Annotated in this window: 21 protein-coding genes; 19 read left to right on the top strand and 2 right to left on the bottom strand. The window is 50.1% G+C overall.

What is annotated here, in order from left to right:
• Positions 1-9 precede the first annotated feature (9 nt).
• The 19 genes from OZ656_RS07165 (at position 10) to OZ656_RS07255 (ending at position 21,653) form a co-directional block, all read left to right on the top strand.
• On the top strand, positions 10-1,068 hold the full coding sequence (locus OZ656_RS07165) for a MucB/RseB C-terminal domain-containing protein (RefSeq protein WP_011785726.1): 1,059 nt from the start codon (positions 10-12) through the stop codon (positions 1,066-1,068).
• Positions 1,049-1,498 (top strand): SoxR reducing system RseC family protein, encoded by a 450-nt coding sequence (locus OZ656_RS07170; RefSeq protein ID WP_222179820.1) that lies wholly within the window; start codon positions 1,049-1,051, stop codon positions 1,496-1,498. The genes OZ656_RS07165 and OZ656_RS07170 overlap by 20 nt, the downstream gene beginning before the upstream one ends.
• Positions 1,499-1,610: 112 nt before the next feature.
• A complete protein-coding gene (locus OZ656_RS07175) occupies positions 1,611-3,059 on the top strand; it encodes a DegQ family serine endoprotease (protein ID WP_278351242.1) in 1,449 nt (482 codons plus the stop codon).
• A 1,314-nt stretch (positions 3,060-4,373) separates the two neighbouring features.
• On the top strand, positions 4,374-4,970 hold the full coding sequence (locus OZ656_RS07180) for a GNAT family N-acetyltransferase (protein WP_379945128.1): 597 nt from the start codon (positions 4,374-4,376) through the stop codon (positions 4,968-4,970).
• Positions 4,971-5,271: 301 nt separating this feature from the next.
• Positions 5,272-6,366 (top strand): C45 family autoproteolytic acyltransferase/hydolase, encoded by a 1,095-nt coding sequence (locus OZ656_RS07185; RefSeq protein ID WP_379945129.1) that lies wholly within the window; start codon positions 5,272-5,274, stop codon positions 6,364-6,366.
• Between the two features lie 57 nt (positions 6,367-6,423).
• Positions 6,424-7,269, top strand: a complete 846-nt coding sequence (locus tag OZ656_RS07190; protein ID WP_379945130.1) for an alpha/beta fold hydrolase — start codon at positions 6,424-6,426, stop codon at positions 7,267-7,269.
• 58 nt (positions 7,270-7,327) lie between these two features.
• Positions 7,328-8,002: an L-threonylcarbamoyladenylate synthase gene (locus OZ656_RS07195; RefSeq protein WP_379945131.1), complete on the top strand. Its 675-nt coding sequence runs from the start codon at positions 7,328-7,330 to the stop codon at positions 8,000-8,002.
• Positions 8,003-8,141: 139 nt separating this feature from the next.
• Positions 8,142-9,320 carry an MFS transporter gene (locus tag OZ656_RS07200; RefSeq protein WP_379945132.1) on the top strand — a complete coding sequence of 393 codons (1,179 nt, stop codon included), beginning with the start codon at positions 8,142-8,144 and terminating at the stop codon, positions 9,318-9,320.
• A 232-nt stretch (positions 9,321-9,552) separates the two neighbouring features.
• On the top strand, positions 9,553-10,629 hold the full coding sequence (locus OZ656_RS07205) for an aminomethyltransferase family protein (protein ID WP_379945133.1): 1,077 nt from the start codon (positions 9,553-9,555) through the stop codon (positions 10,627-10,629).
• 46 nt (positions 10,630-10,675) lie between these two features.
• On the top strand, positions 10,676-11,392 hold the full coding sequence (locus OZ656_RS07210; protein ID WP_379945134.1) for a hypothetical protein: 717 nt from the start codon (positions 10,676-10,678) through the stop codon (positions 11,390-11,392).
• Positions 11,393-11,532: 140 nt separating this feature from the next.
• Positions 11,533-13,011 carry an AMP-binding protein gene (locus OZ656_RS07215; RefSeq protein ID WP_379945206.1) on the top strand — a complete coding sequence of 493 codons (1,479 nt, stop codon included), beginning with the start codon at positions 11,533-11,535 and terminating at the stop codon, positions 13,009-13,011.
• Positions 13,012-13,138: 127 nt separating this feature from the next.
• Positions 13,139-13,939, top strand: coding sequence for a 4'-phosphopantetheinyl transferase (locus OZ656_RS07220; protein ID WP_379945135.1), 801 nt, complete (start codon positions 13,139-13,141; stop codon positions 13,937-13,939).
• A 746-nt stretch (positions 13,940-14,685) separates the two neighbouring features.
• Entirely contained in the window at positions 14,686-15,585 is a 900-nt protein-coding gene (locus OZ656_RS07225; protein ID WP_379945136.1) for a phosphate/phosphite/phosphonate ABC transporter substrate-binding protein, read from the top strand.
• A 17-nt stretch (positions 15,586-15,602) separates the two neighbouring features.
• Positions 15,603-16,343 carry a phosphonate ABC transporter ATP-binding protein gene (gene phnC / locus OZ656_RS07230; RefSeq protein WP_379945137.1) on the top strand — a complete coding sequence of 247 codons (741 nt, stop codon included), beginning with the start codon at positions 15,603-15,605 and terminating at the stop codon, positions 16,341-16,343.
• Positions 16,343-17,413, top strand: a complete 1,071-nt coding sequence (phnE, locus tag OZ656_RS07235; protein WP_379945138.1) for a phosphonate ABC transporter, permease protein PhnE — start codon at positions 16,343-16,345, stop codon at positions 17,411-17,413. The genes phnC and phnE overlap by 1 nt, the downstream gene beginning before the upstream one ends.
• Before the next feature lie 149 nt (positions 17,414-17,562).
• Positions 17,563-18,093, top strand: a complete 531-nt coding sequence (locus OZ656_RS07240; protein WP_379945139.1) for a YbhB/YbcL family Raf kinase inhibitor-like protein — start codon at positions 17,563-17,565, stop codon at positions 18,091-18,093.
• A 66-nt stretch (positions 18,094-18,159) separates the two neighbouring features.
• Positions 18,160-19,911 (top strand): hypothetical protein, encoded by a 1,752-nt coding sequence (locus OZ656_RS07245; protein ID WP_379945140.1) that lies wholly within the window; start codon positions 18,160-18,162, stop codon positions 19,909-19,911.
• Between the two features lie 12 nt (positions 19,912-19,923).
• Positions 19,924-20,286: a ferredoxin FdxA gene (gene fdxA / locus OZ656_RS07250; RefSeq protein WP_379945141.1), complete on the top strand. Its 363-nt coding sequence runs from the start codon at positions 19,924-19,926 to the stop codon at positions 20,284-20,286.
• Between the two features lie 554 nt (positions 20,287-20,840).
• Positions 20,841-21,653, top strand: a complete 813-nt coding sequence (locus OZ656_RS07255) for a formate/nitrite transporter family protein (protein WP_379945142.1) — start codon at positions 20,841-20,843, stop codon at positions 21,651-21,653.
• A 221-nt stretch (positions 21,654-21,874) separates the two neighbouring features.
• Here OZ656_RS07255 and OZ656_RS07260 read toward each other — a convergent pair.
• Both OZ656_RS07260 and OZ656_RS07265 read right to left on the bottom strand, forming a co-directional pair.
• A protein-coding gene (locus OZ656_RS07260) for an IS3 family transposase (RefSeq protein WP_379945143.1) occupies positions 21,875-23,016 on the bottom strand; the annotation gives its coding sequence in 2 pieces (ribosomal slippage) (positions 21,875-22,764 and positions 22,764-23,016; 1,143 coding nt in all).
• Positions 23,017-23,090: 74 nt separating this feature from the next.
• Positions 23,091-23,342, bottom strand: coding sequence for a transposase (locus tag OZ656_RS07265; protein WP_379945207.1), 252 nt, complete (start codon positions 23,340-23,342; stop codon positions 23,091-23,093).
• Between the last annotated feature and the right edge of the window lie 335 nt (positions 23,343-23,677).

Consider the following 23,677-nt stretch of genomic DNA (forward strand, 5'->3'; position numbering starts at 1 on the left):
CATGGGTTTATGAACAACCGGGTATCCAGCAGGTCGGTATTCGGAGCGGTTGCCGCTCTTGTGGCTCTGCTGTGCCTGTTGATCAATCCGGTGAGGGCCGAGTTGGCCAGCGAGACAACGAAAAGCGGTGAAGCCCCGGCGGCCATGGCCTGGCTGGAGCGGCTTGGCCCTGCACTCAACATGACATCGTACCGCGGGGTCTTTGTTTATGCCCGGGGCGAACAGGTACATTCCATGCGCATCGCCCACCGTTACCGGAACGGGCGTGTTGAGGAACGCCTGGTGATGCAGGACGGCGGCAGTGGTGAAATCGTCCGTAAAGGCATGAACGTGGTCTGTGTATTGCCTGACCGGGGCAGGGTCCGGCTGGACGAGGTGATTCCTTCGGGCCCGTTCGCAGAAGCGTTTACCAGTCAGTTGATGCCGTTTGGCCGCTGGTATCTGCCTGAACTGGCGGGTGAAGACCGGGTCGCCGGCTACGATGTGGTGATCGTGGCGCTCGGGGCCCGGGATGATGATCGCTACAGCCACCGCCTCTGGCTGGAAAAAGAGACGGGGCTACTGGTCAAGAGCCAGGTGCGGGATGTAAACGGTGAGGTACTGGAGCATTTTCAGTTCACCGATCTTGAGATCACTGACGATATTTCCGACGAGGAACTCGAGGTTCAGACCCGTGGTCGTGAGATTAGCCGTACCCTGGACGATGGCCGGAAACAGGAGTCATCGGTTGGCCGGATGAATGGCTGGACTCTGTCCTGGCAGCCGGAGGGCTTTGTGCCGGCGGCTGCACCACGTTCGGGCAGTGGCAAGGCCGTGGCGTTCTCCGATGGCCTGGCTGCGTTTTCCGTATTTGTCGAGCCTGTCGGGCGGCTGAAAATGCCGACAGGCGCTTCCCGTATCGGGGCAACCACCATCTACATGCGCGAAGTCATGGTCTCTGATCGCCCCTTCCTGATAGCGGTGGTTGGTGAAATTCCGCCGGGCACTGCACGAAAGGTGGCAGATGCCGTGGAAGTGGATGACGATTTCGTAGCTGAGCTGTCCGGTCATGATCACGGAAACCGGTAAAGTCGTGGCCCTGGTGGGTGATCAGGTTTGGGTTCAGACGATAAGAACCAGTGCCTGTCAGAGTTGCTCGGCCCGCTCGGGCTGCGGGCAGCGAGCCCTGGCTGCGGTATCCGGTGGCCGGGCGAATCAGGTACTGGTAGATAATTCCGTGGGCGCCCGGTTGGGGGATGAAGTGGTCATCGGGCTGGATGAACAGTCGCTGCTGAATGCCTCGCTGATTATTTACGGTTTGCCGTTGGTGCTGATGGTGCTTGCCAGTGTGATGGCTCATAACTGGGCCGCGGGGTCAGACCTGGGCGCCATCGCCGGAGCGGTGGCAGGCCTGGGCGTCGGGTTCTGGCTGGTGCAGCGTTGGCAGGCCGGGGCCGGTGATCGCTACCAGCCGCGGTTGTTGAGGATAAAGACAATTCCATCCTCGACATGTCCATGATCCCTACCGTTTTTTAAGTTGAAAATTCACGCCCCAGCCCCAGAATAGCTCTATAAACGCAAGTAAAATCAGGGGGTTCTACATGCCAGAAAAGAATATAGAAGCTGCCCGTATGCCTTCCCTGGCCAGGCCCGGTGCCATGCTGGGCGTTCTGCTGATGCTGGCTGCCATGGTGTCGGTATTCTGGAGCCAGGGCGTCGCAGCCAGAGGCCTGCCGGATTTCACTGAGCTGGTGGAAGATAACTCCAGTGCAGTGGTGAATATCAGTACCACGACGGATCCGGGCAGCCAGAGCTCTGGCTTCCATGGGCTCCCTTTTGATGAGCGGCAACTGGAGCAGTTGCCGCCTTTCCTTCAGGATTTCTTCCGCGGCCCGCAGTCTCCTTTTGGTGGGTCCCCTCGGCCGCAGCAGCCGCGCAGGAGCATGGGCTCCGGCTTTATTGTGTCAGCCGATGGTTATGTACTGACCAACAATCACGTGGTTGAGGGTGCCGATGAAGTGATTGTGCGCCTGAATGACCGCCGCGAGTTTTCCGCCACTATCGTGGGTACCGATCCCCGCTCGGATATGGCGGTTCTCAAAATCGAGAATGGTGAAGACCTGCCGGTGGTCAGCGTTGGACGTTCCCGGGATCTGAAAGTCGGCGAATGGGTTTTCGCGATCGGCTCGCCATTCGGGTTTGACTACACGGTGACGGCGGGCATTGTCAGTGCTCTGGGCCGCTCGCTGCCATCCGAGAACTACGTGCCGTTTATCCAGACCGACGTTGCCATTAACCCCGGTAACTCCGGTGGCCCGCTGTTCAACCTGGAAGGCGAAGTGGTGGGCATCAACTCCCAGATTTACACCCGCTCCGGCGGCTTCATGGGGGTGTCGTTCGCCATTCCGATTGACGATGCCATGAACGTGTTCCGCCAGCTCCGTGACAAAGGCACCGTCGCCCGGGGTTGGTTGGGCGTGCTCATTCAGGAAGTGAACCGGGATCTGGCCGAGAGCTTCGGCCTGCGTCGTCCCCGTGGCGCGTTGATTGCCGAAGTGATGCCGGATTCACCGGCGGAGAAGGGGGGCCTTGAGGCCGGTGACATTGTGCTGGAATACAATGGCGAGGATGTTCAGTTGTCCTCTGACCTGCCGCCCATGGTTGGCCGCACACCGGTAGGTGAATCGGCGCGCCTGACGGTGTTGCGCGGTGGTGATGAAATCACCCTCGACGTGGAAATTGGCAAGTTGCCGGAAGACGGCGATGACGCTGCCCAGCCCTCCACCAGTAGCCGCGACAACAGTGCGGGCGCACCGCTTGGGTTGTCCGTTGAGCCACTGGCTCCCGAGACTGCCCGTTCAGTGGGCGTGGAAGGCGGTGTTGTAGTCGCTGGGGTGGATCGTGGCCCGGCTTTTGAGGCTGGTATTCGTGCCAGGGACATCATTACCGAGATCAACCGCCAGCAGATTCGCTCGGTGGAGGACTTCCGGTCGGTGGTCCGCGACTTGCCGGAAAACCGGGCGGTTTCGGTCCGGATTGTAAGGCAGGGTCGGGCGATCTATCTGGTCATGAAGCCCTGAGTTAATAACGACCTTTCAAGAAGGTTCAGGCCCCCGGCGTGTCAGGACACGTTCGGGGGCTTTTGGTTTTTAGGCCATAGTTTGTCCGCTTTGGACGAACTACCTGAAAGGGCATTCTACGCTTTGTCCCCGCTAAGTGGGCTCGGAATCGCTGACCTGCAGCATCAACGACTACGCCGCTTTTAAACAAAAGCGAACATTCGCAGCACCTAATATCCTTGGCGTTATCTACCCCAGTTGAGCGCCTGGTCGCTTCTCAAGAACCCGGCAAACGATCAAATGGACTAACTGTTCCAGCTCGTGGATCGCCAATAATGTCGGTGTAGATTTCAGTCGTCCGAATATCGCTGTGGCCCCAAAAGATATGAAAGGCCAGTCGACCATCAGATCTGGTGGTGTCGATGGACTCGATCAGGGATTTGAACCTGACACCCCGATCATGGAATTCCTAAACAATCTCAACCAGATCTTCGGGGAACGAGCCAGCCGATCCAGCCTCCAGACCACCAGATCTGGCAAGCCCGCGATCTGTATCGCGGGCTTGCCAGTCTGAGAATAGGATCACAGTCCTCCCTGAGAAAGGTAGCTATGATGCGCCCTCGTTTTGACAGGTAAGTCATTATTCCGACAGGTAAGTTGGTCAGGTGTATGTTTAAAGCTATTCAAGTTACCCTCCGAAATTTGATCGGTTGTGCGATGCTATTATCCTTTGCGACGCGGGCAACGTGCGTTGCAGCGGAGAACTCCAATAGGATTGCACGTCCCTCGAGCAATGAATTGTCAACGCCAATTGCGATAACCCGTACTTCGGTCACTTAACCGTGTCGCCAAGACTTATTCCGTCTGTTCTGAAAATTGTATCGAGTTGGTATTAAGGCACGCGGCATCCATGTGTGAATTCTGGTCGAATATGTGCTTATCGAAAAAGTCCTGTAAATCGATCTCCCAGGATTTGTGCAACAAAGTCTTAGCCGGCCCGAGGTTGCCTATTCAGTGTCGAAAATCTAAGTGTCTTAAAGGAAAAGCCCGAAATAAAAGGAGAAAGGCAAATTGGATGTCTTGAAGTTATCGGAAATAGTTCGGCGTAAGATTGCGGGTGTCAAAGGCCTCCATGAGGCCTCAATATCGGCTGAGAGCAACATTAAGGATGATTTGGGCATTACATCTATGGAATACATTACGATATTGACAGAGGTGGCGTCGCTACTTGGTATAGATTTAATGCAGTTCTCAGAGAGTGAGATTATTTCCGCCCTCACTGTAGGCGACTTAGAAAGTGTATTTGCTTCGAAGCTTCCCAAATAAGGAAAAAACATGATCGATTACAAGGCGAATATTGTATTGGGTGCGCAGGGGATTGTACTTAAGCCTTGGGCGGAGCAGGATGCTGAGCGAGTTGTTGACTCAGTTACTGACCCACTTATATGGAAATATACGACGGAAGCTCTTTCCAATAAAGGTGACGTTGTTAAGTATATATCGCGGGCTATTGCTGATAGAGAAGCTGGTAATCGCTACTCTTTCGCAGTTCACTTAAAGGACCGTGGGGAAATTATTGGAAGCTCCAGCTTCGGGAATATTTCTGCAAAGGATGGCCGAGTCGAAATCGGGTGGACCTGGTTGGCCCCAGAATATCATGGTGAAGGGGTTAACACAGTTGTAAAGCATCTCATGTTGAAGTACGGCTTTGAAGAACTTCGTGCACGCCGTATAGAGTTCAAGACGGATAACTCAAATCCGCGTTCCTGCGGAGCACTCGAAAAGATTGGTGCAAAACGGGATGGCGTGCTGCGTTCACATACTTTAATGCATGATGGACGTTACCGTGACACCGCTTACTATTCCATACTCAATGAGGAGTGGGCTCAAGTAAGCTTAGCGCTCAGTAAGCGAATTGCGGGGGAGGTATGAACTCTAAATCGGTTTCTCTCGGCGTGTGTTGTTTCTGAGTGATAGCCGATGAATCGGGAATGAGGAAACCGTGATCGCGCTATAACAATAGTCTCCGAGATGTTTTATTGATTGTTTGATGTCTGGGGGGCGCGGCACCGGGCTCAAGATGGTGCGCTTTGAGTGATTCAGGTCTTATATAGTGTCAGCGCCTCCTTGAGACCTATGCGCGCGCGGTCCAATTTACGCTCGACCTCTTTTAGCAAACGGGGTGTTCCAAACTCCTCGAAGCTAGATCTTCTAGTATAAGGTTCAAACGCAAATGGTAGATGATTTCGTACGGTTATCCGGCGATCCAAAATCCCGCGGGATTGAACATGGCCGGAAGCTGGCGCCACAAATAAAACGGCTTCTTGATGACGACTGTGCACGAATTTATTGTCATTTGGCGCATCCAGTTCCCGAGGAACGGATCTACTCTTTCGTGAAGGCATATGCTTCCGAAATAGAGAGGGAGCTGCCTTTGATCGCAGAAGAGATTGTAGGTCTCTCCGAGGGCGCGGAGATATCTTATGAGCAAGCAGTACTCCTCCAAGTTCGACGTGAAATCTTAATGCAAATACACAGCGGAGCGAATAGCGACTGTTCCTCTTATTCGCTGCCTGTTAATTCACGCGTTATTGCCCAGACTGTCGACCTAAATAGTTCCTTTTCCGAATTTGGCACAACATTTCAAATAGAACCATGGCGAGGAACCCCAGAGATCTTGATGTTTTCGTTTGCAGGCTTGCTGGGTTACCTGGGCATGAACTCGAGTGGCTTAGCTATTGCAATTAACATGGTGTCTTCCGACGATTGGCAGATTGGAGTACCTCCATATCTGTTAGTGCGACACTTGCTCGAACTACACACGGTTGAGGAATGCCTTCAGGCGATAGCGCGCATACGTCGAAGTAGTTCCCGCAGTCTTACTATTTGTGACATGGACCGGAGTGTGACGGTCGAAATGACTGCGAATTCTTTTGTAGTTCTTGAAGGAAAGGAGTTGCTTCATACTAATCACTACTTATCTCCTGATTTGAGCTCCAAGGACACTGCCAATTTCTTAACAAGACACTCCTCCCTGCAACGGCTAGAGAGGCTTCGGCAGTTGACTGCAAAGCTTCCGAGCACTCCAACGACTACCGACTTGTTCGATCTTTTCAAAGACCACGAAAATCACCCGGTTGGATTGTGTAGTCACGCCGACGGTGACCTGCGCCGAACGGAGACAGTTGCCACCGTTGCAATGCATCCCTCGACAGGAAAGATGTACGTCCGAAAAGGGTTGGCATGTAGCGGGAATAGGATTGCCCAATACAGTCTAGCGAATCAAAGACTCAAGCCTGACGCTCAACCAATTCCCATAGCGACGTAATGGCTACCCTAGCCGTTGCACAAATCTCGAAGTCCAATTTAGAGAAATTACCTAGATATGAATCAAAAGGTTCAACTTACAGGTTGTGACGCGTCATCGCTTTCCGATAAAGCATTGATGGGCACGACAAGAGAGATCACCGCTACAGACGGTCATAAAATTCAATGGGTTGAGTTTGGGTGTGGGCAGCCGATTGTGGTTTCGCCGGCATTGGGGACGCCTCTCGCTTCTTGGTTTCCCGCGATATCGGCGTTGCAAGAAGATTTCAAGTTAGTTTTTGTTTTACCGCGGGGAGGGTGCGAGGGGCCGACGACCCAGGATCCGGGTGCCTTAACTGTTGAGCGCCGCGCAGAGGATCTGGCTGAGCTTATCAACTCACTCGGATTTCAAGAGTATTTTATTATCGCACACTCGAGTGGCGTAGCCCCTGTAGTTGTAAGCTTGAATCAACTACACATGCCTCCGTCCCATGTTTGCTTAATCTCCGCGAGGTATTGCGAGGGTCAACCTGTTGGTGCTGAGGAGTTACTTGAACGCGCACGAGGCAACACTGGGTTTATGAATGTCGTTCAGTCGATAGTGGTTGGCTACTCGCCCCCTTCAGTTGCCGGTGTAATGAGGGAGTATTTGCGAGATTTTGGCCGACTAGAAGCACTGCTCTACTCCTTCGAACAGTCGCGTGCCTTTCGTTATGTCGAGCCTTGGTGCGCCGGCATCGCGATGACTTTTGTTATGGCCGAGCATGATCCAGAAGACGTTCGGCAGTCAACGCAAGAAATAATCGATACCCATTCGAAAGAGCCTTGGGCTCTGGTTGATGTTCCGGGCGCAGGGCACTTTTTCGTACAAGACGACGGGGCAGCGGCCGCAGCGCTCATCGCGCGAAGCCTTTCTCAAGCATGATTTGGCGGTGTGTACATCATTTTAGATCAGTCAGTACCGCTCTCTGCGGGAATAAGCGATGGAAGAAAAATATAAGGAATGGACAAATATGACCACTATTGAAAAGATCAAAACGAAAGAATGGTACTTCTCTCCGACAGAGGAAGTAGCAAGCCGAGTTGCACAATGCGTAGAGGAAGGAGGGGTGGCACTCTTTCCCGCAGATACGGTGTACGGATTTTTTGGCAACGCGCTCGATCCAAAGTCCTATGAGCGTGTTTACGAAATCAAAAAACGAGAACGTCGTAAGCCTTTCGTCATATATACGAACGCGGCCCAAGTCGAACAAGTCGCTGATCTCAACCCTATGGCGCGGAAATTGATTGAGCGGTTTTGGCCGCATGAAGCGCTTGCGTTAGTTCTGCCCAAAAAGAGCATCATTTCGGATCGTTTTACTGACGGCAAGGATACGATCGCAGTGATGTCGGCCGGTGGGGACTTTATCTCTGAGGTAATGCGTAATTGCAACGCAGTCATGTTTGGAACGACCTGCAATATGTCTGGCTTGCCTGAGGTTATCAAGATTGATGAAGCACGAGAGTTCGCTGAGCAGGTAGACATCGCTGTTGGAGGAGACCAACTTCTTAAACACAGCGTGCCATCAACAATTGTCGACTGCACTGGAGATGAGCCCAGGATTCTTCGCGAGTCGGCGATTCCAGCCACAGTTATTATGGAAGCATGTCGCGATTAAGGAGATGGCGAGGTGCGCAATAGATCTGTTTATCAGGTTCGCGCTCTACCGCCATCGCCACCAGATAAGGAGCATGGATATTAGCAACTTGTCTCTTAATGCTGCTCATCTTTCGGTTTTATAGTACGGATACACCCTAATGCCTAAAACATTTCTGACAGTCCTATTTCTCACGGTAGTAATCAATACCGGCATGGGAATGCTTATTCCCGTCTTGCCAACGCTTCTCAAAGATTTTGGCTTTAGTACGGTTGGACTATCCCTACCTTTCGCCGCCCTGATCATTGCACGAATAGTTTCGAAACCTTGGGCTGGAATCGCACTCGGCCGTTTTGGCGGACGAAAGCTTATGCTTGTGGTTTTCGTTGTGTATTCACTCGCATTTTTCTTATACCCATTCTGCAATAATCCTGTCGGATTCATCGCGCTCAGAGTATTGGAGGGATTTGCTGAAGGTGTGGGAGGCGTGATCCTCACTGATTATGCAATCGCGATGACTGCTGGGCGAAAAGACCGCGGAAAACTTATGGGTTATTTTTCAGCGGCATTCGGCTTGGGTTTTATCATCGGTCCTATGATTGGTTGGGCTGCCTTGGAAGCGTTCGGTGTCGTAGGTATGTTCCTAATTGGCGGTGCTGTTGGGCTTCTCGGGGTATTCGCAAGTGTTATTTTGCCGCATAGGTATAGTAAATCTGCGTCATCGAGAGCAAGCATAAAACAGCTTGCAGATAATGTTGTTTACCTCATTCCATACATTCCTAGTGTCCTTCGTAGAGCTCTGTTTTTCTCATTCATGATTATTGTGCCGTTATTCGCTACCGAGCGATTAGGTTTGTCTGCGGAAAAGGTCGGTTTGTTGTTCACCGCCTCTGGAATAATTACAACAGTATTTATGCCATTTACAGGTAAGCTCGCGGATCGCTTTGACCCCAAGGCACTGACTATTTGGTGTCTAGTGGGTATGGGTGTATTAATCGGCATCTTCGGATACACCGATTCAATTGAAACCTTTTTAGTTTTCTTTATGGCGGAAACATTCCTGTTCACGATTATGTTACCTGCGGGTACGAAGCTATTTGCAGACGCGGTCGATAGTCATCCACTGCGCGGGCCGATGATTGGATCGTTCGGAAGTTTTACAGAGGTTTTCACTGTCTTTTTGGCCTTTCTGATTCCTGCTATTTTAGATTTCAGTCTCACAGGGTCTTGGTTATTTTTGGGCGGTCTCTGTATTTTTGGAGCTCTTTTATTACTTCAATGGAGACCTGAGTTGATGCTTGAAAATAAAAGCCTAAAAGAAGCTAAGGCTGAAGCATAAGATTAGAATAAAACATCGAGTCATAATTTCCTGCTTTAGCCCGTTAGAGGGGTGTTGATGTTTACAATCATGAGATTTTAAGGCAGGAAAACTAAGTTTAGATAATTGCGAATTGCCTATTGGTTAATTGGATAGGAAATTAAGGAAAAGGAGTTTTGGTCTGCAAATGGAAATATCTAATAGGAAAATAAACCCCTTTCACGACGAACATGTAAGAGCCGGAGCTAGGCTAATGCCGATCTCTGGATGGGCAAGACCATTGCACTACGGCTCACCTGACTCAGAGGTTCTCACTGTTCGTAATGCGGTCGGACTTTTTGACCTTCACCCGATGAGCCGCCAGGTAATAGAAGGCGCCGACGCACTTGCGTTTATGCAGCTCTTGGTGACAAGCGACGTCCATCGATCTCTAAGCAACTACGTTGCGCAGTACACCTGTTTTTGCGATGAGCAAGGCGGGATTATTGACGATGTATTAATTTTCCCGAAGTCGGCCGAAGAGTTCCTGATCACCTCTAGTGTTGCAGCTGCAGAAACATTGAGCACTTGGCTTAAGCGATGGGTCCAAGACGAAGGCTTGAACGTTCAATTGCGTGATGTTAGTGCGTCAGAAACCCAATTTGCTTTGCAGGGGCCTCGTAGTCTGGAACTCATTCGCAAAGAGATGGGTTTGGACGAGGCTGGTCTTAAGCATATGCATTTTATGGAGACATCGCTACTCGGTGTTCCTGTGTTCCTCGCCCGCACGGGTTATACAGGGGAAGTTGGTTTTGAGATTTTTACCAACGCACAGCATGGAGTCGACCTATGGCGGCACTTAACTGAATCCGGTGCTGAATTCGGTATCCAGCCGTTCGGGATAATGGCGGCTCAAACGCTACGGCTTGAGAAGGGTTACGTAATGCATGGCCTTGATATGAGTAGTCAAAATAACCCTTATGAAATTGGCCTTGGTTGGACGGTTTGTACCGGTAAGGGGAAGTTTTTAGGGAGGAGTGCGCTCTCTCGTGTGAAGACCAAAGGCGTGGAGCGACGGCTCTGCCGATACTATCTTGAAGGCCCTGAAACTATGCCCAGCGGCACAAAGATCTATGTGCATGATAGAGAGGTAGGTCGAGTTACAAGTTGTTGTAAGAGCCCAACATTAGGTCGAGTTATAGGTATGGGCATGATTGATGCCTCCGTCAACGATGACTGTTCGTGCTTCGTGCGCAGAGGGGACTTACAGTGGCCGTTATCCTTTGTTGAAAGGGCATTTTATGATCCCGAAGGCAGCCGGCTACGGATGAGGTTGGCTGAAGATTGCTGACTCATCGGCCCCAAGGCACGCAAGAAGTTATGTCCAGGAAAAGCTCATGAGTGGCAAAAGTATGTTTATGATAGCGAGGGTAATCTGCTCGTTGGTCGTGTTTGGGCTATCACCGGGCGTGGCCACAGCGGAAAACGACTTTTCGATCGCAAACAGCATCACCCGCTTTCAGGTACGTCATGTAATAGATACAAAGGAAACTGCAAGTCTTACCTTCTCATCATTTCTCCAGGCAAAGAATAAAACATTCTTGTTGGGAATTGTTGACTATGAAACGGATTATCGGCGACACGCTACCAATGGCCGCATTGAGTTAAATCTCGGCGGTCCTTTTCCCGACAGCCCTATGGGATGGATCGTTCGTGGCCGGAATTATTATAAGGAAGACCCGGCGGCAGCCGCGGGAGGGCTGCAGTTGAACTTCAACAAGTTACCTGGATTGGGGTCTGTACTTAAAAATAATGGGATTACTACCTTCCTGCAGTTGCTTCGCAATGCCAATGACCCTTATTTCGGAGATTTCGAAGTCCTTCATTATTATAGCGTTGATATTGTCCAAAAGCGTTTGGCTCTTCGCGGATATAATATTTTCACCAATGGAGGGGGAAATGGGTCTGTTATTAATCTTTGGGCGGATCTTATTTACTCGATGAATAGTAGGTTCGACTTCTACTATCGAATAGACCATGTAAGTGACGAGAATGGTTACCTGGGTCAGCCTGGCACGACACATTATTTGGGGTTACGCGTGAACTGGTATTAACGCATGTATTGTTGTATCCGGGAGATACGATGAGACGCGGCTATCGCGTTCAAAATCCCTGTTCCTTTCCGATTTATTGCCTCCAACTTTTTTACTGGGCTATATAAATGCTTGAACTTCTCAATTCAGTGGTTGCCCGGATGCGGGAAAGCTCCGGAACTCTTCATACCATTTCGCAGGGCAATAGGTGTTGCTTTACCTATCCAGAGGTATTTGAGGATGTTCTCTGTGCGCGCTCGTACCTTCACGATCTAGGCCTCAAACCAGGATGCTCCATTGGAATACTCGCCGAAAATTGTTACGAATGGATACTCCTTGATTTGGCATGCCTTTCATTAGGTATTGTGCTTGTGCCTTTCGACCCAAAAGTACAGGAACCGCTCGAGGTCCTCATCAATTACTATGACTTAGACGTACTATTCTACGGTCGGTCAGAAAAGGTTAAGCACTGTAACGCCATCCAATTATGCACATTCCTCGACCACCGAAATTCGCTCAGTGAGGACGATGTACCGTTTTTTGAATACAGTGCTGACTCAGTGGTATGCATGAAGTTCACTTCCGGAACGACGAGCCTGCCCAAAGGAATTCCGGCGAAGGCACAAAACATTGCTGACTGTGTGCATGTTATTCAAGATTCGTTTCACCATAATGCCGATGATTTGATCCTTTCATTCCTGCCACTCTATCTGCTTCAGCAACGATACTTCATCTACTCTTCTATTTTGTTTGATATCCCTCTTGTCGTTGTGCCGTACCTCTATTCATTCTCAGCAATCGCGACGTTACATCCCACGGTTGTGATGGCCGTGCCCCATTTTCTGGAAACATTGATTCAGCGCTACGAACAAGCGAATACCAGAGCCGAACCTGTTGGTGCAGAATTAAACTCTGAGGTGTTCACAGCCATCTTTGGCAAACGTTTGCGCTATTTGTGGACCGGCTCAGCCCCTATATCGATCGATCTACTTATTAAATACGAGGCGCTAAAAATACCGGTTTATCAGGGCTATGGGACTGCAGAAACCGGGATTTTGGCTAAGAATTTTCCCGGCAGCAACCGCTATGGCAGTGTCGGTCGTGTGTTACCGGGACGCAAGATTAAGATCAGCGAATCCGGTGAGATCTTGGCTCGCCCTCATGCCGAACTCAACACTCACTACTGCGAAGGACCTATTTCGAATATTGGGCAGCGCTTTCTTGATTGCGACGGATATTTCCCAACAGGGGATCTTGGCTATTTCGATGATGATGGATTCCTTTACATCACTGGAAGACTCAAGAGCATGATTGTTCTATCAAGTGGGCGGAAGATCAATCCGGAGCCGATTGAAGCAGCAGTTACATCTGGTGCCGACATCGAAGCGTGCGTTCTGTTTGCATCTTCCGCGGGACGGCTGACAGCAGTCATAGATTCAGCCCTTGCGGAGGAGCTTGTAGCGAAGCAAATAGCACAAGTGAATAGTAGACTTAAGCATGAGGAACGAATTGGAAACTTCTTGGTTGTCAGACAGGCGTTTTCCCGCGAGAGCGGACTGAGAAATGCCCAAGGGAAGATTGTGCGAAATCGCGTTTATGCAAGATTCAAAGAAAAGCTTCAGGAAGTAGGAGTGCATTAGCGGGCTTAAAAGAAGCTGTGTTGTTCGGATCATATTCAAAGACTGTAATATCGGGATCAAACTACCACAGTTTCTGTGGGTTGTTATTCCGTCCTCACCCTATTAAAGCGGAGACTTGCTTAGCCAAGTGAACTCTATTGATGCCGATCAACTTCTAGAGGACTCTGAGTTTCTGAGTTTATCAAGTCCCTGGGAAATGCTCATCCAAAGCACCCAACCTGGCGAACCCCTTTCAGCACTTACAGTTCATTTTGTTGGGTTCGAGAGCATGGGCTTTGGGCGATTCAGTCGCAACATTCTAGCCGGTAAATCTTCACATCGCCGTTTAGAGAGCAGCCTGTCTTATCGACAGGCGGAGTTCGCATTTGGTCGGCTGGCCGCTCGACATGCGTTGACGCGTTTTTCTCGAGCGCTGTCAGATACCTCCGTGCCTACGGGCGACAATCGAGAGCCGCTTTGGCCAGACGGCATACTGGGAAGCATTACGCACATATCTGGTCTGACCGGGGCTGCGGTAGTGCCTAAAGGTCCATGGCGCTATCTAGGGATTGATATTGAGCAAACCGCACTCGGGAACGCACAGCGGGCGCTGCGCACTCTTGTGATTGACAGTGCGGAGTTCGCGTTGTTGAACCACGTTTGCGAAGAGGCTCACCAGCCTAGTTTGGCTCGCTATGTCACTCACGTCTTTAGCGCGAAAGAGTGTTTGTTCAAAGCGGCATTTCCGAGCGTGCGACGTTTTTTCGGTTTCTCGGCGGCTCAACTGTGCGGCTTTAAGCTCCTTTCCGGCGGGCGTGGGCCAGAGGCCCGGCTTACGCTCGAAATCGTGCAAGGGGTAGGCGGCGAGTTCATCACGGGTAGCCGTTGGTGTATTGAGGTTTGGCGGTTACCAACTTCAGATACTTATTTGTCTGTACTCGCATATTAAAGGTAGTTGCCGTTACTGTCATGGCAACATGCAAGCAAATGAAAGTCTGGATACTATATGTCCGATGCTCAGCAAAGAGCAGAGTTAGCAGTACAGGAGCTTCACGTTATCTCGGCTGTTTGCACTGAGCGAACCTATGCCAATTTACCGTCTGCGCTGGCTGTGCCCGCCCTATTGATGGGGGCGGCATGCTCGGCTTCATGGGCAAGCCCAGGAGCGGTCGACAGTCAACTCCAACACCGTCGCCAAATCCCAAACTCTCCATGGGTGCTGATAGAGGCAGCGTCAGTCGCCCATCGCTCTGTTTTTAGGTCATAAAACTCGCGACTGAGTTGATTGGTCGCAATGTGTGCTGATCCCCCTTGTAGTCGAGGACTTCTTTGTATCCAGACTCGTTCGCACAAATACTTTCAGCGCGAAACCTCCGTCGCACTTGAAGCCTATTCACGCGAGGCATGAAGAAGCCATGCTTCACTCCGGTTTCTTTTCAAAGAACGTCTCTGCTTTTTAGTGACAGCCCGTTTCCTCACCGACTAGATCGTTCGAATATCGAATTCTGAAAAATGCGTTCTCTAAGTAACGTATGCGCCCGATAACTTTGCGTTTTTGTAATGCTTTCATGCATCTACTTCGGCGGGGCAAGCCGATCTGAGAATAGGGTCACAGACTTATCTGAGAATGGCCACTATAGTGCGCGTCGTTTTGACAGGTAAGTCATTAATCCGACAGGTAAGTTGGTTAAATATATGTCCAAAGCTATTCGAGTTACGCTCCGAAATTGGGTCGGCTGCGTTGTATTGTTGCTTGCGATTACGCAGACAACATCCTTTGCAGCGGAAGAGCCCAAGCAGGAGCTTGTTATGGGCTTCGTTCCCAGCCGCGATACAAACCAAATCCAGCTATCTGCAGACCGCATCGCGCACCACCTCTCGAAAAAAACTGGATACCGCATCCGGGCGCTCACCGTCACGAATTATGCCGCGATTGTCCTCGGCATGAGCAACAAAACCATTGATATCGGTTTTGTCGGTCCGCTCGGTTACATCCTCGGCCACAAAAAAACCGGTGCTTATCCTATCACAGCATCAGTTCGTGACGGAAAAAAAGGATACAGCGGCATCATGATCGTGCGTGAGGATAGCGGTATCACCGATCTCGAGCATTTGAAAGGAAAAACGATTGCCTTGGGCGATCCGCTTTCGGCGTCGTCGAATCTGTATCCAAAGTTTGCGATGTTTAATGCTGGCGTCGACCCTCAGAAGGATGTCAGGGCAAGGACACTTAGCAGTGCCAGCGCAGTTGTTATGTCTGTCGCACAGGGGCAGGTCGATGCAGGGGCAATATATCTGGACGCGCGCGAGAATCCCGAGGTTGTAGCTCGATTTCCCAAGATTATGGATGAGACGCGGGTGATTCTTATGACGGAGACCATTCCGGCGGACCCCCAGATTGTACGGAAGGACTTGAACCCAGGCCAAGTTCAAGCGCTGAAGACGGCATTGCTTGAGTTGTCCTCTGATGACGAGGGCAAGAAATGGTTACAGGAACTGTTTGGCATAGACAGCCTGGCGCCTGCGGACGATGCGGACTATGACGGACTGCGCCGCGTTGTCCGAAAAGTTAATCCGATGCTCTTGAATCCTTAATCACTAGAGTCTCAATTATGGAAGATTTTTTTAGGACAGAGGGATTGTCCAAACGTTTTGGCGATGCGGAGTATGCGCTGGCTCCTACGGAGCTTGGCTTCGGTCGCGGGCAGTTTGTCGCAGTGGTCGGCCCATCTGGCGCGGGAAAGACGACTTTTTTGCGCTGCATCAACCGCATGCTTGATCCGTCCGAGGGCAGGATCTTTATTAGCGGACGGAGTATTTCCTCAATGAGCAAGCGCGGATTGAGGCGGCGCGTCGCGATGGTTTTTCAGCAACCCAATCTAGTGAATCGTTTGAGCGCGCTAGACAACGTGCTGATAGGACGGTTGGGCTATATGAGTGGTGTGCGGATGTTATTTCCGTACTTCCGACACGAAGATAGGATGAAAGCGCTCACCGCGCTCGATCGCGTCGGCATGCTTGAGCATGCTGTCACGCCCTGCGGCAGCCTGTCGGGGGGGCAACAGCAACGTGTAGCTATCGCCAGGGCGCTTGCGCAGGATGCCGAATTGCTACTTGCCGACGAGCCTGTGGCTAGTCTCGATCCAGAGAACGCAACGAAAATCATGGGGATCTTAAAGGACATCAACCAAAAGGACGCAGTGACTGTAATCGTGAATCTGCACCAAATCGATCTTGCGAGGAAGTACGCCGACGTCATTGTTGCATTCAAATCGGGACACATGGTCTTTTGCGGTGACAGCGAGCAATTCATGGACGAACAATATCAACGAGTTTTCGTGGGGGCTGCATAATGAGCTCCAACTTTTCCGTTGCATTTAATCTGCTGCCCGGCATGGGATACATACATCGCGGTCAATATATGCGTGGTGTAATCGATCTTATATGCTTTGTCGCCCTTCTGTTCACCGGGTGGGCGCTCCTGTCCACGGGTAACATAATACTTGCCCTCCTAGTAATGGCCAGTTCGGCATATCGTATGGCCTACATGGTCCGAGTGTCGGTGCCGCTCGTTCAGCAGCCTAGCAGAATCGACGATCACAAAATCCTTGAGCCGCAGAGCATGATAGCCGTGCTAAAGCCGCGCTGGTGGATAGGCGTTCTAAACTGGCCCTGGCTTTACATCGCGTTAGTAACTCTGGTTGTGGTTTATTTGTCGCGCGTGACCGAAATGTCCTGGATGCAGATCCTCAAGGGGGCGTCGGGGGCTTTAGACTTAGCAAAGGGATTTTTAGCCCCAGATTGGACGCAATTGCCGGACGCTCTGAAATATGCGGCGCAGACCATCGCAATTGCGATTTTAGGAACACTAGGCGGTATTCTGATTGCAGTGCCCGTGTCTCTGCTGTGCGCGAAGAACCTGATGCAGGCGACGTTGCTAACTGGATCACTGTACTACGTCGCTCGCTGGGTGATGGCAGTAGTGCGTGCTACGCCGACCTTCCTCCTGGGACTGATTTTCGTGGCCTGGGTCGGTCTGGGGCCCTTTCCTGGTGTCTTGGCCATCACCGTTTTCTCTGGCGCTTTGATGACCAAGTTATTGTCGGAATCTATCGAATCAATAAACCCCGGCCCAGTCGAAGCAGCAACTGCGACAGGCGCTAATCTTTTTCATGTAATTCTCTTTTCCGTTTTCCCGCAGATGTCGACGGTATTTATCGCGATCTCGCTTTACTGTCTGGAAATAAACATTCACAGCGCCACCGTGCTGGGATTAATTGGTGCGCAGGGTATAGGCATGCCGATTTACGAGTATTTGTCATCCCTAGCCTATGGCAGCGCGGCGGTCTACATCTTGGTTGTCATCGTCATTACGGTCGGTGCTGATTATGCGAGTGGGTTTGTGCGCTCCCGCATAAAATAACAAGTTAAGTCACTCTTCATATACAAATTATTGTGTTTGTCTTGAATCCGCTTGCTGAGGGAGAAGTCCTGCTAGCTGGAGGACACTGATCGCGCTGTCCCCAGCAAGAGTACTCTGTAAGTTTTGCTACTTCATTCTAAGGATAGAATATGAGAACTCAGGTAAACGCGCCTGGAAGGCGTGAGGTACTGTTCACCGTGATGAGTCCTAACATCATCGACGGCGAACTCACTGCTAAACAGGCATTCAATAGCTTTGGCTCTTGTGGAGAAAACGAGTCGCCAGAGCTCAGATGGTGCGATGCACCGCTAGGTACCAAAAGCTTCGCCGTCACCGTTTATGACCCAGATGCACCAACTGGAAGCGGGTGGTGGCACTGGGTTGTTTACAACATTCCCTCCCATGTTTCCTCGCTGAAAGCAGGGGCCGGTGCAGACGGCAGCGAATTGCTTCCCGAGGGGGTAGCTACGGCACGCAATGATTTTGGTTCTAAGGCCTATGGTGGCCCCTGCCCGCCGCCCGGCAAGAAGCACCGTTACTTGATCTCAGTTCACGCGTTGAAGACTGAGAAGATTGAGCTACCAGAAGATGCCTCCCCCGCTATGATCGGCTTCAACCTAACCTGCCATTGCATTGAAAAGGCCGTGCTAACGGCGACATACGGAAGTGAGACTAAGTAGTTAACGGAAATCGTCGAATTACATCACGAACCAATATTTCATAAGCCAATATAAGCAATTAATCTTATGCCAATCGCAAAATTAATCACAGATCTTGTTGCACAGGCCAACGAAACACAGCCCTCCATTTTGATTGAACGCGCTCTTACGCTAGATGCGCTTATCCCGGAGGCAGAAAAACTTGAGCCCTATACTTCAGCGGAGTGTTATGCAATTAAATGCATAACGAATAACGACTACAATTTCTCCGATAATGGTCAAATTAGTTTGGCTTTTCGGCCGCATGGAAAGTTACATATCCTTCCAAGGAAAGAGTTTGAAGCGCACTCTGATTTCCTCACCTTATTCGGACACGTAGAGTTATCAGAAAATGAAGTGAATTCATACTTAGAGTTAAGGCGTTCTGAGCAAAATGCGCTGGAAAACGACCGAATCGCTATTCTGGAATACTTGTCTAGTAATAGTTTAGAAGATGTTTGTCGGCAGTTAATAGAGTTATCTGAACATATGGCTCCATTGATTTACTATGTTGGAAAACATTGTATCTCAAACTTCTATAATATTGGAAAATCTGGTTTCGGTTTAGAAATTTCCCTGAAAGAAGCATTGAATGAGGTTATTGAGAAGCGCGAAAAATCCTCCATTGAGTTTCTGACATTAGCCTACTGCTTGCATCTTCTGTTGCAATCTGGGAGTTATACGCGCCTGGAAGAAGCTAATTCGAGCCAGCTGTCTCGAATGAGCATTGAAAAATTCTTTAATGCCAAGTTTGACTTCTATCAGAAGTCGCACGCTATTCCTGAAAAAATGAACAGGTACTCACTTTTCTCCTCGTTGCCTTTAGGGGAGAAGGCTGAAATGATTGCCGAAATAAGAAAAGCGATTGAGGTTAGTGACAATCGTTTTGCTCGTCATATTAACGGTGTGAATCTGCGCAAGAATGAAATTACACTTCCGACTGCGCCAGTGCGAGCAAATGCAACTCTAGGATTTGCAACCCCCTCTGCGCGCACAATTGCTTTGTTGCAACCCTTTTTCGGGCCAAATATTTCTGTTGAACAAGCGTTTCTTCCTACCGCCTTTAGAAAGATGCTCGATCAAGTGAGTGGGTCACAAGAATCCCCTTTTTCTTCACGATTCGAGTCTCTGATCGATTTTGTAGTGAGAGAGGCTTTGCTCCATACACAGTCTGATTTTGGGATGACACGAGGCACGCGTGATTTTAGCGAATTTTCAAGAGCAGTGTGTCAGGGGGAAGCTGGGCTTGTCTGTGAGTGGGGGCAGGCAAACTATTTCTGCCACGTAGTTCCTAGTGATGAAATGAAAGCGGCTTATGCGCCAAAAACGCTCTCAATGATTCTCAATGCAATATCTGGACGTATGCGCTTCAATTCTTGGCATTATGCTCCGAGTTACTTTAATGTCGATAGCATCCCTGCGGCTCGTGGATGGTTTTATGCTCCACGACTCGCAGATATTGCAGATCATTCTGATCAGCATCACTCCGGGCATGTTCATGCCACCGTTCGATATAGCATCAGGTCTCCCCTCCCTGTTTCTGTTAGAGAAACAGTGCTCCCAGGCTTTATTGACCTGAGGCTCATGCGTCAGTCTGGCGATCCGTATAGTCGTGAAGATTTACTTACGGCTATTGCCTACACTGAAGCTCTTCAATTTTTATATCAAAGTTTAATGAATTTCGTATTGAAAGAAGAAAATATCTTCCTATTTTCTTTTGGCGATAAAAAATGGTTCTCCGAGGTATACCCGGTGAAAAAACCTGAAGCTGTGAAATCAATGGACTTAGCGGAAGTATAGGAGGTTTTTAATATGGCTTTCGTTGTTACTGAAAATTGTATTCGCTGTAAATTTACTGACTGCATAAGTAATTGCCCTGTGGATTGTTTCTATGAAGGGCCGGAGTTTTTAGTAATTGACCCCGATGAGTGTATCGACTGCAATGTGTGTGCGATGGACTGTCCAGTCGATGCGATTTTTCAAGATAAAGATCTGCCAGAAGATCAGAAAGATTTTATTGAGATAAATAAACAGCTTTCAAAAGTTTGGCCTCAGGCTGTCCCAGGAGTCTCCACACCACTACCAGACGCTGAGCATTGGCGAAATGTGAGCAACAAGAGAGAAATTTTGCTTAAATCTGTTTCAGGAATTTTGAAAGATGAATTAGTTGAGTAAGGATCGATCGCCAAAATGGATAAGTTAGGGTGTTTTTTCTGTTTGAATGAAGAGTTTTTCTGGAGGCGGTAAAAAGACCCACCTTGTTTGTCCCTAAAAGCGATCTACGAAGCTTCTTGGATTTGAACCAAAGTGACAAATTCGTGACACGCTAGCTAAATAGGTTATTTATGGACGCTTAAACAGGTATTTTAACTTTTAACCATTTTCGTCGGCGGGCGATTGCCAAGCTACCGAATACCTATGTGCGCTTGAGCGATCTCACGGAAGTTGGTGTGCCCGAGTATAGGCAGCAAACTATGCTCTTGGAGTTTTTATTTCTTTCTCTTGAGAAAGTAGCGCAGACTTCCTTGTTATCTGGGATGAATATGTGTCGTGAATAGGTGGTTTTTGGTAAGCCTAGATTTCCTGGTATTCCTATAATCCTTGATTTTTTCATTAATCTGTTGGACGCGGCGGTCTCTATTCATCTACGTCGATAAAACAGTTCATATTGGCAACACTTAGTGTATTTTCTTATATATTTTCTTTTCGCAATTTTAAGGAGTGATACCGTGGCATATGTGGACCCAAAAGATTTTGTTCGGGAGATGGTAAATTCAGGAGAATCTAAATGTTACATGTCCAGTCGGGATACGTTCATTAGAGCGTTTATGGCCGGCGCTATCCTTGGGTTAGCTGCCTTTTTTGCTATCAATGTTGCGGTGACTACAGGCTCGCTATTGACCGGGGCAATTTTATTTCCAGTCGGATTCATTATGTTATATCTGATGAAATTCGATTTGCTTACAGGGGTTTTTACGTTAGTCCCACTGGCCATGTTGGATAGACGACGAGGGATCACCCTTCGGCAAGTGTTGAGGAATTGGGGATGGGTCTTCTGTGGTAATTTTAGCGGTGCCTTGACCACAGCGTTTTTTGCTTCGTTTGTTCTGACTTATGGGTACAACGTTGATGGGGGGCTTTTGGCAGAGAAGATCTCAATCATTGGTGAGTCGCGGACGGTCGGATATCAGGAATACGGAGTTGCCGGCTGGTGGACGATTTTCTTTCGAGGGATGCTGTGTAACTGGATGGTTTCCATGGGAGTGGTCGGTGCCATGATTTCGACTAATGCGGGGGCTAAGATGGCTGCCATGTGGATGCCAGTAATGCTTTTTTTCTTTATGGGGTTTGAGCATTCAATTGTGAACATGTTTTTATTTCCCTTTTCTATGATAATGGGGGGGCAGTTTACGATTGCAGATTATCTTTTGTGGAATGAACTTCCTACAGTATTGGGTAACTTGGTTGGAGGGTTCATGTTTGTCGGTTTACCCTTGTATTTGACTCATATCCGGAGCGGTCGTGAGCGGCAATTGGCGTAATTCGCTAGGCTTGCTCTTTCGTAATCCCGGTGCAGTTGCAGTGGTTAACCAATGTCGAACATTACTCTAAGCTGATTTTCTTGACCCCAGACAGGTAGTAGGTAGCATTCCGCCATTAGTTGTATGAGAGTGCTGCCTTTTGTAATGCTCCCGCTGACCTGACCCAAATAACTGAACCACTCACTACTTAGTAATGCCGGTTAAGTGACCCTGACCCCGTATTAGGTCCACCCAGAGTTGGAAAAATCCGGCTCCAATTGTTCCTGTTTTCTTCGTGAAACCGCATGTTTTCTGGCGTAGTCAGAGGGCGTGCACCACTCCAATGCGGAATGGGGTCGGACTTGGTTATAGAACGCTCGCCACGCTTCGATTTTCTCCCTGGCGTCGGCCAGTGACAAGAACCAGTTTTCGTTCAGACATTCCTGCCGGAGTCGTCCATTGAACGATTCTACCGTTGCGTTGTCGGTAGGTTTTCCAGGCCGCGAGAAGTCGATTTCGATGTTCCGCTCATAGGCCCAGCGATCCATGACCTTGCCGGCGAACTCCCAACCGTTGTCGGTCTTGAGCACCTCCGGGTTGCCTCGGAAGCGGGCAATCGCCGTCAAGGCTTCCTGAACATCATGGCCCTTCAGGCTCTGTCCAACCACGATGCCGAGGCACTCCCTGGTGAACAGATCAATGATGGTCAGCAAGCGCAGTCGCCGACCATCAAACAGCGCATCTGAGACAAAGTCCATGCCCCAGATGTGATTGGGATGGGTGGCTCGTTGAAGTGGCTGACGGTTCTTGGCCGCCTTGTTGCGTTTAGGACGCTTTAGACGAAGTGACAATCCCTGGTCCCGATACAGCCGGTAAACCCGTTTGTGATTGTCACGCCAGCCCTCTCGTTGCAGTTGGACATGCACGCGTCGGTAACCGTAGTGAAGCCGTGTGAGAGTGATCTCACGGATCCTCATCGATAATGCCGACGAATCTCTTGCCACCGATTGGTATCGACAAGACGCCCGGGAAAACTGCAAGACCGCACACGCCTGGCGCTCGCTGACCCTGTATCGCTTTTGCAGGTCAGCCACCAGTTGGCGTTTACGAGGCGGTCTCAGAGCTTTTTTGCCACCACATCCTGAAGCATGGCCTTGTCCAGACTCAGGTCGGCCACCAGCTTCTTGAGGCGCTGATTCTCCTCTTCCAGCTGTTTCAGACGTTTCAGCTCGGATGGCCCCAGACCACCGTACTTCTTGCGCCAGGTGTAGAAAGTGGCATCGGAGATGCCCATCTTGCGACAGACCTCCGGGACCGGTGTCCCCAATTCGGCTTGCTTCAGGGCGAAGGCAATCTGCTCTTCGGTGTAACGGGACCGCTTCATGGCATGATCTCCTGCTCAGGGCTCTATCATGCCGGATTTTCCAGTTTTAAATGGACCTAAATTCTGGGGTAGGGTCACTCTATTTCCGGTTTTAGGTGACTTGAAGCAGCGTGTTTTCGGGCGTAGTCATAGGGTATGGACCACCCCAGTGCGGAGTGAGGCCTGACTTGATTATAGAGCGTTCTCCAGGAGCCAATCTTCTGCTCGGCATCGGTCAGTGACGGGAACCAGTTCTCGTTCAAACATTCCTGACGGAGTCTGCCGTTGAATGACTCCCAAGTCGCATTGTCGGTGGGCTTGCCGGGCCGAGAGATATCACTTTCTATCTGTCTCTTATAGGCCCACCGCTCCCTGCCCTTGCCGGCCTGCGGCCTCCACCGGACGCCTCGATCGGTCCGCTGCTAAACAGAAGCGAACATTCGATGCATCCCCAATTACCGGTCTTCTCACTCCCCGAAACGGGCAAAAATCGCCTTTCAAGACCCCGGCAATGGAACGGGCGGACACACGGTTCTGGCACGTCGATCGCCAGTGTAATGGGTGCATGTCCGGTTGTTCGGGTGAGGCACCACAGGAATACACCAATCGCATGTCCAGATAATTCCTGATTTGATGCACAGACAGGGTGCAGCGACGGAACGCTTTGGAAATGACATGGCCT

The sequence above is a fragment of the Marinobacter sp. LM1 genome, from assembly GCF_042763285.1.
Classification (GTDB): domain Bacteria; phylum Pseudomonadota; class Gammaproteobacteria; order Pseudomonadales; family Oleiphilaceae; genus Marinobacter; species Marinobacter nauticus.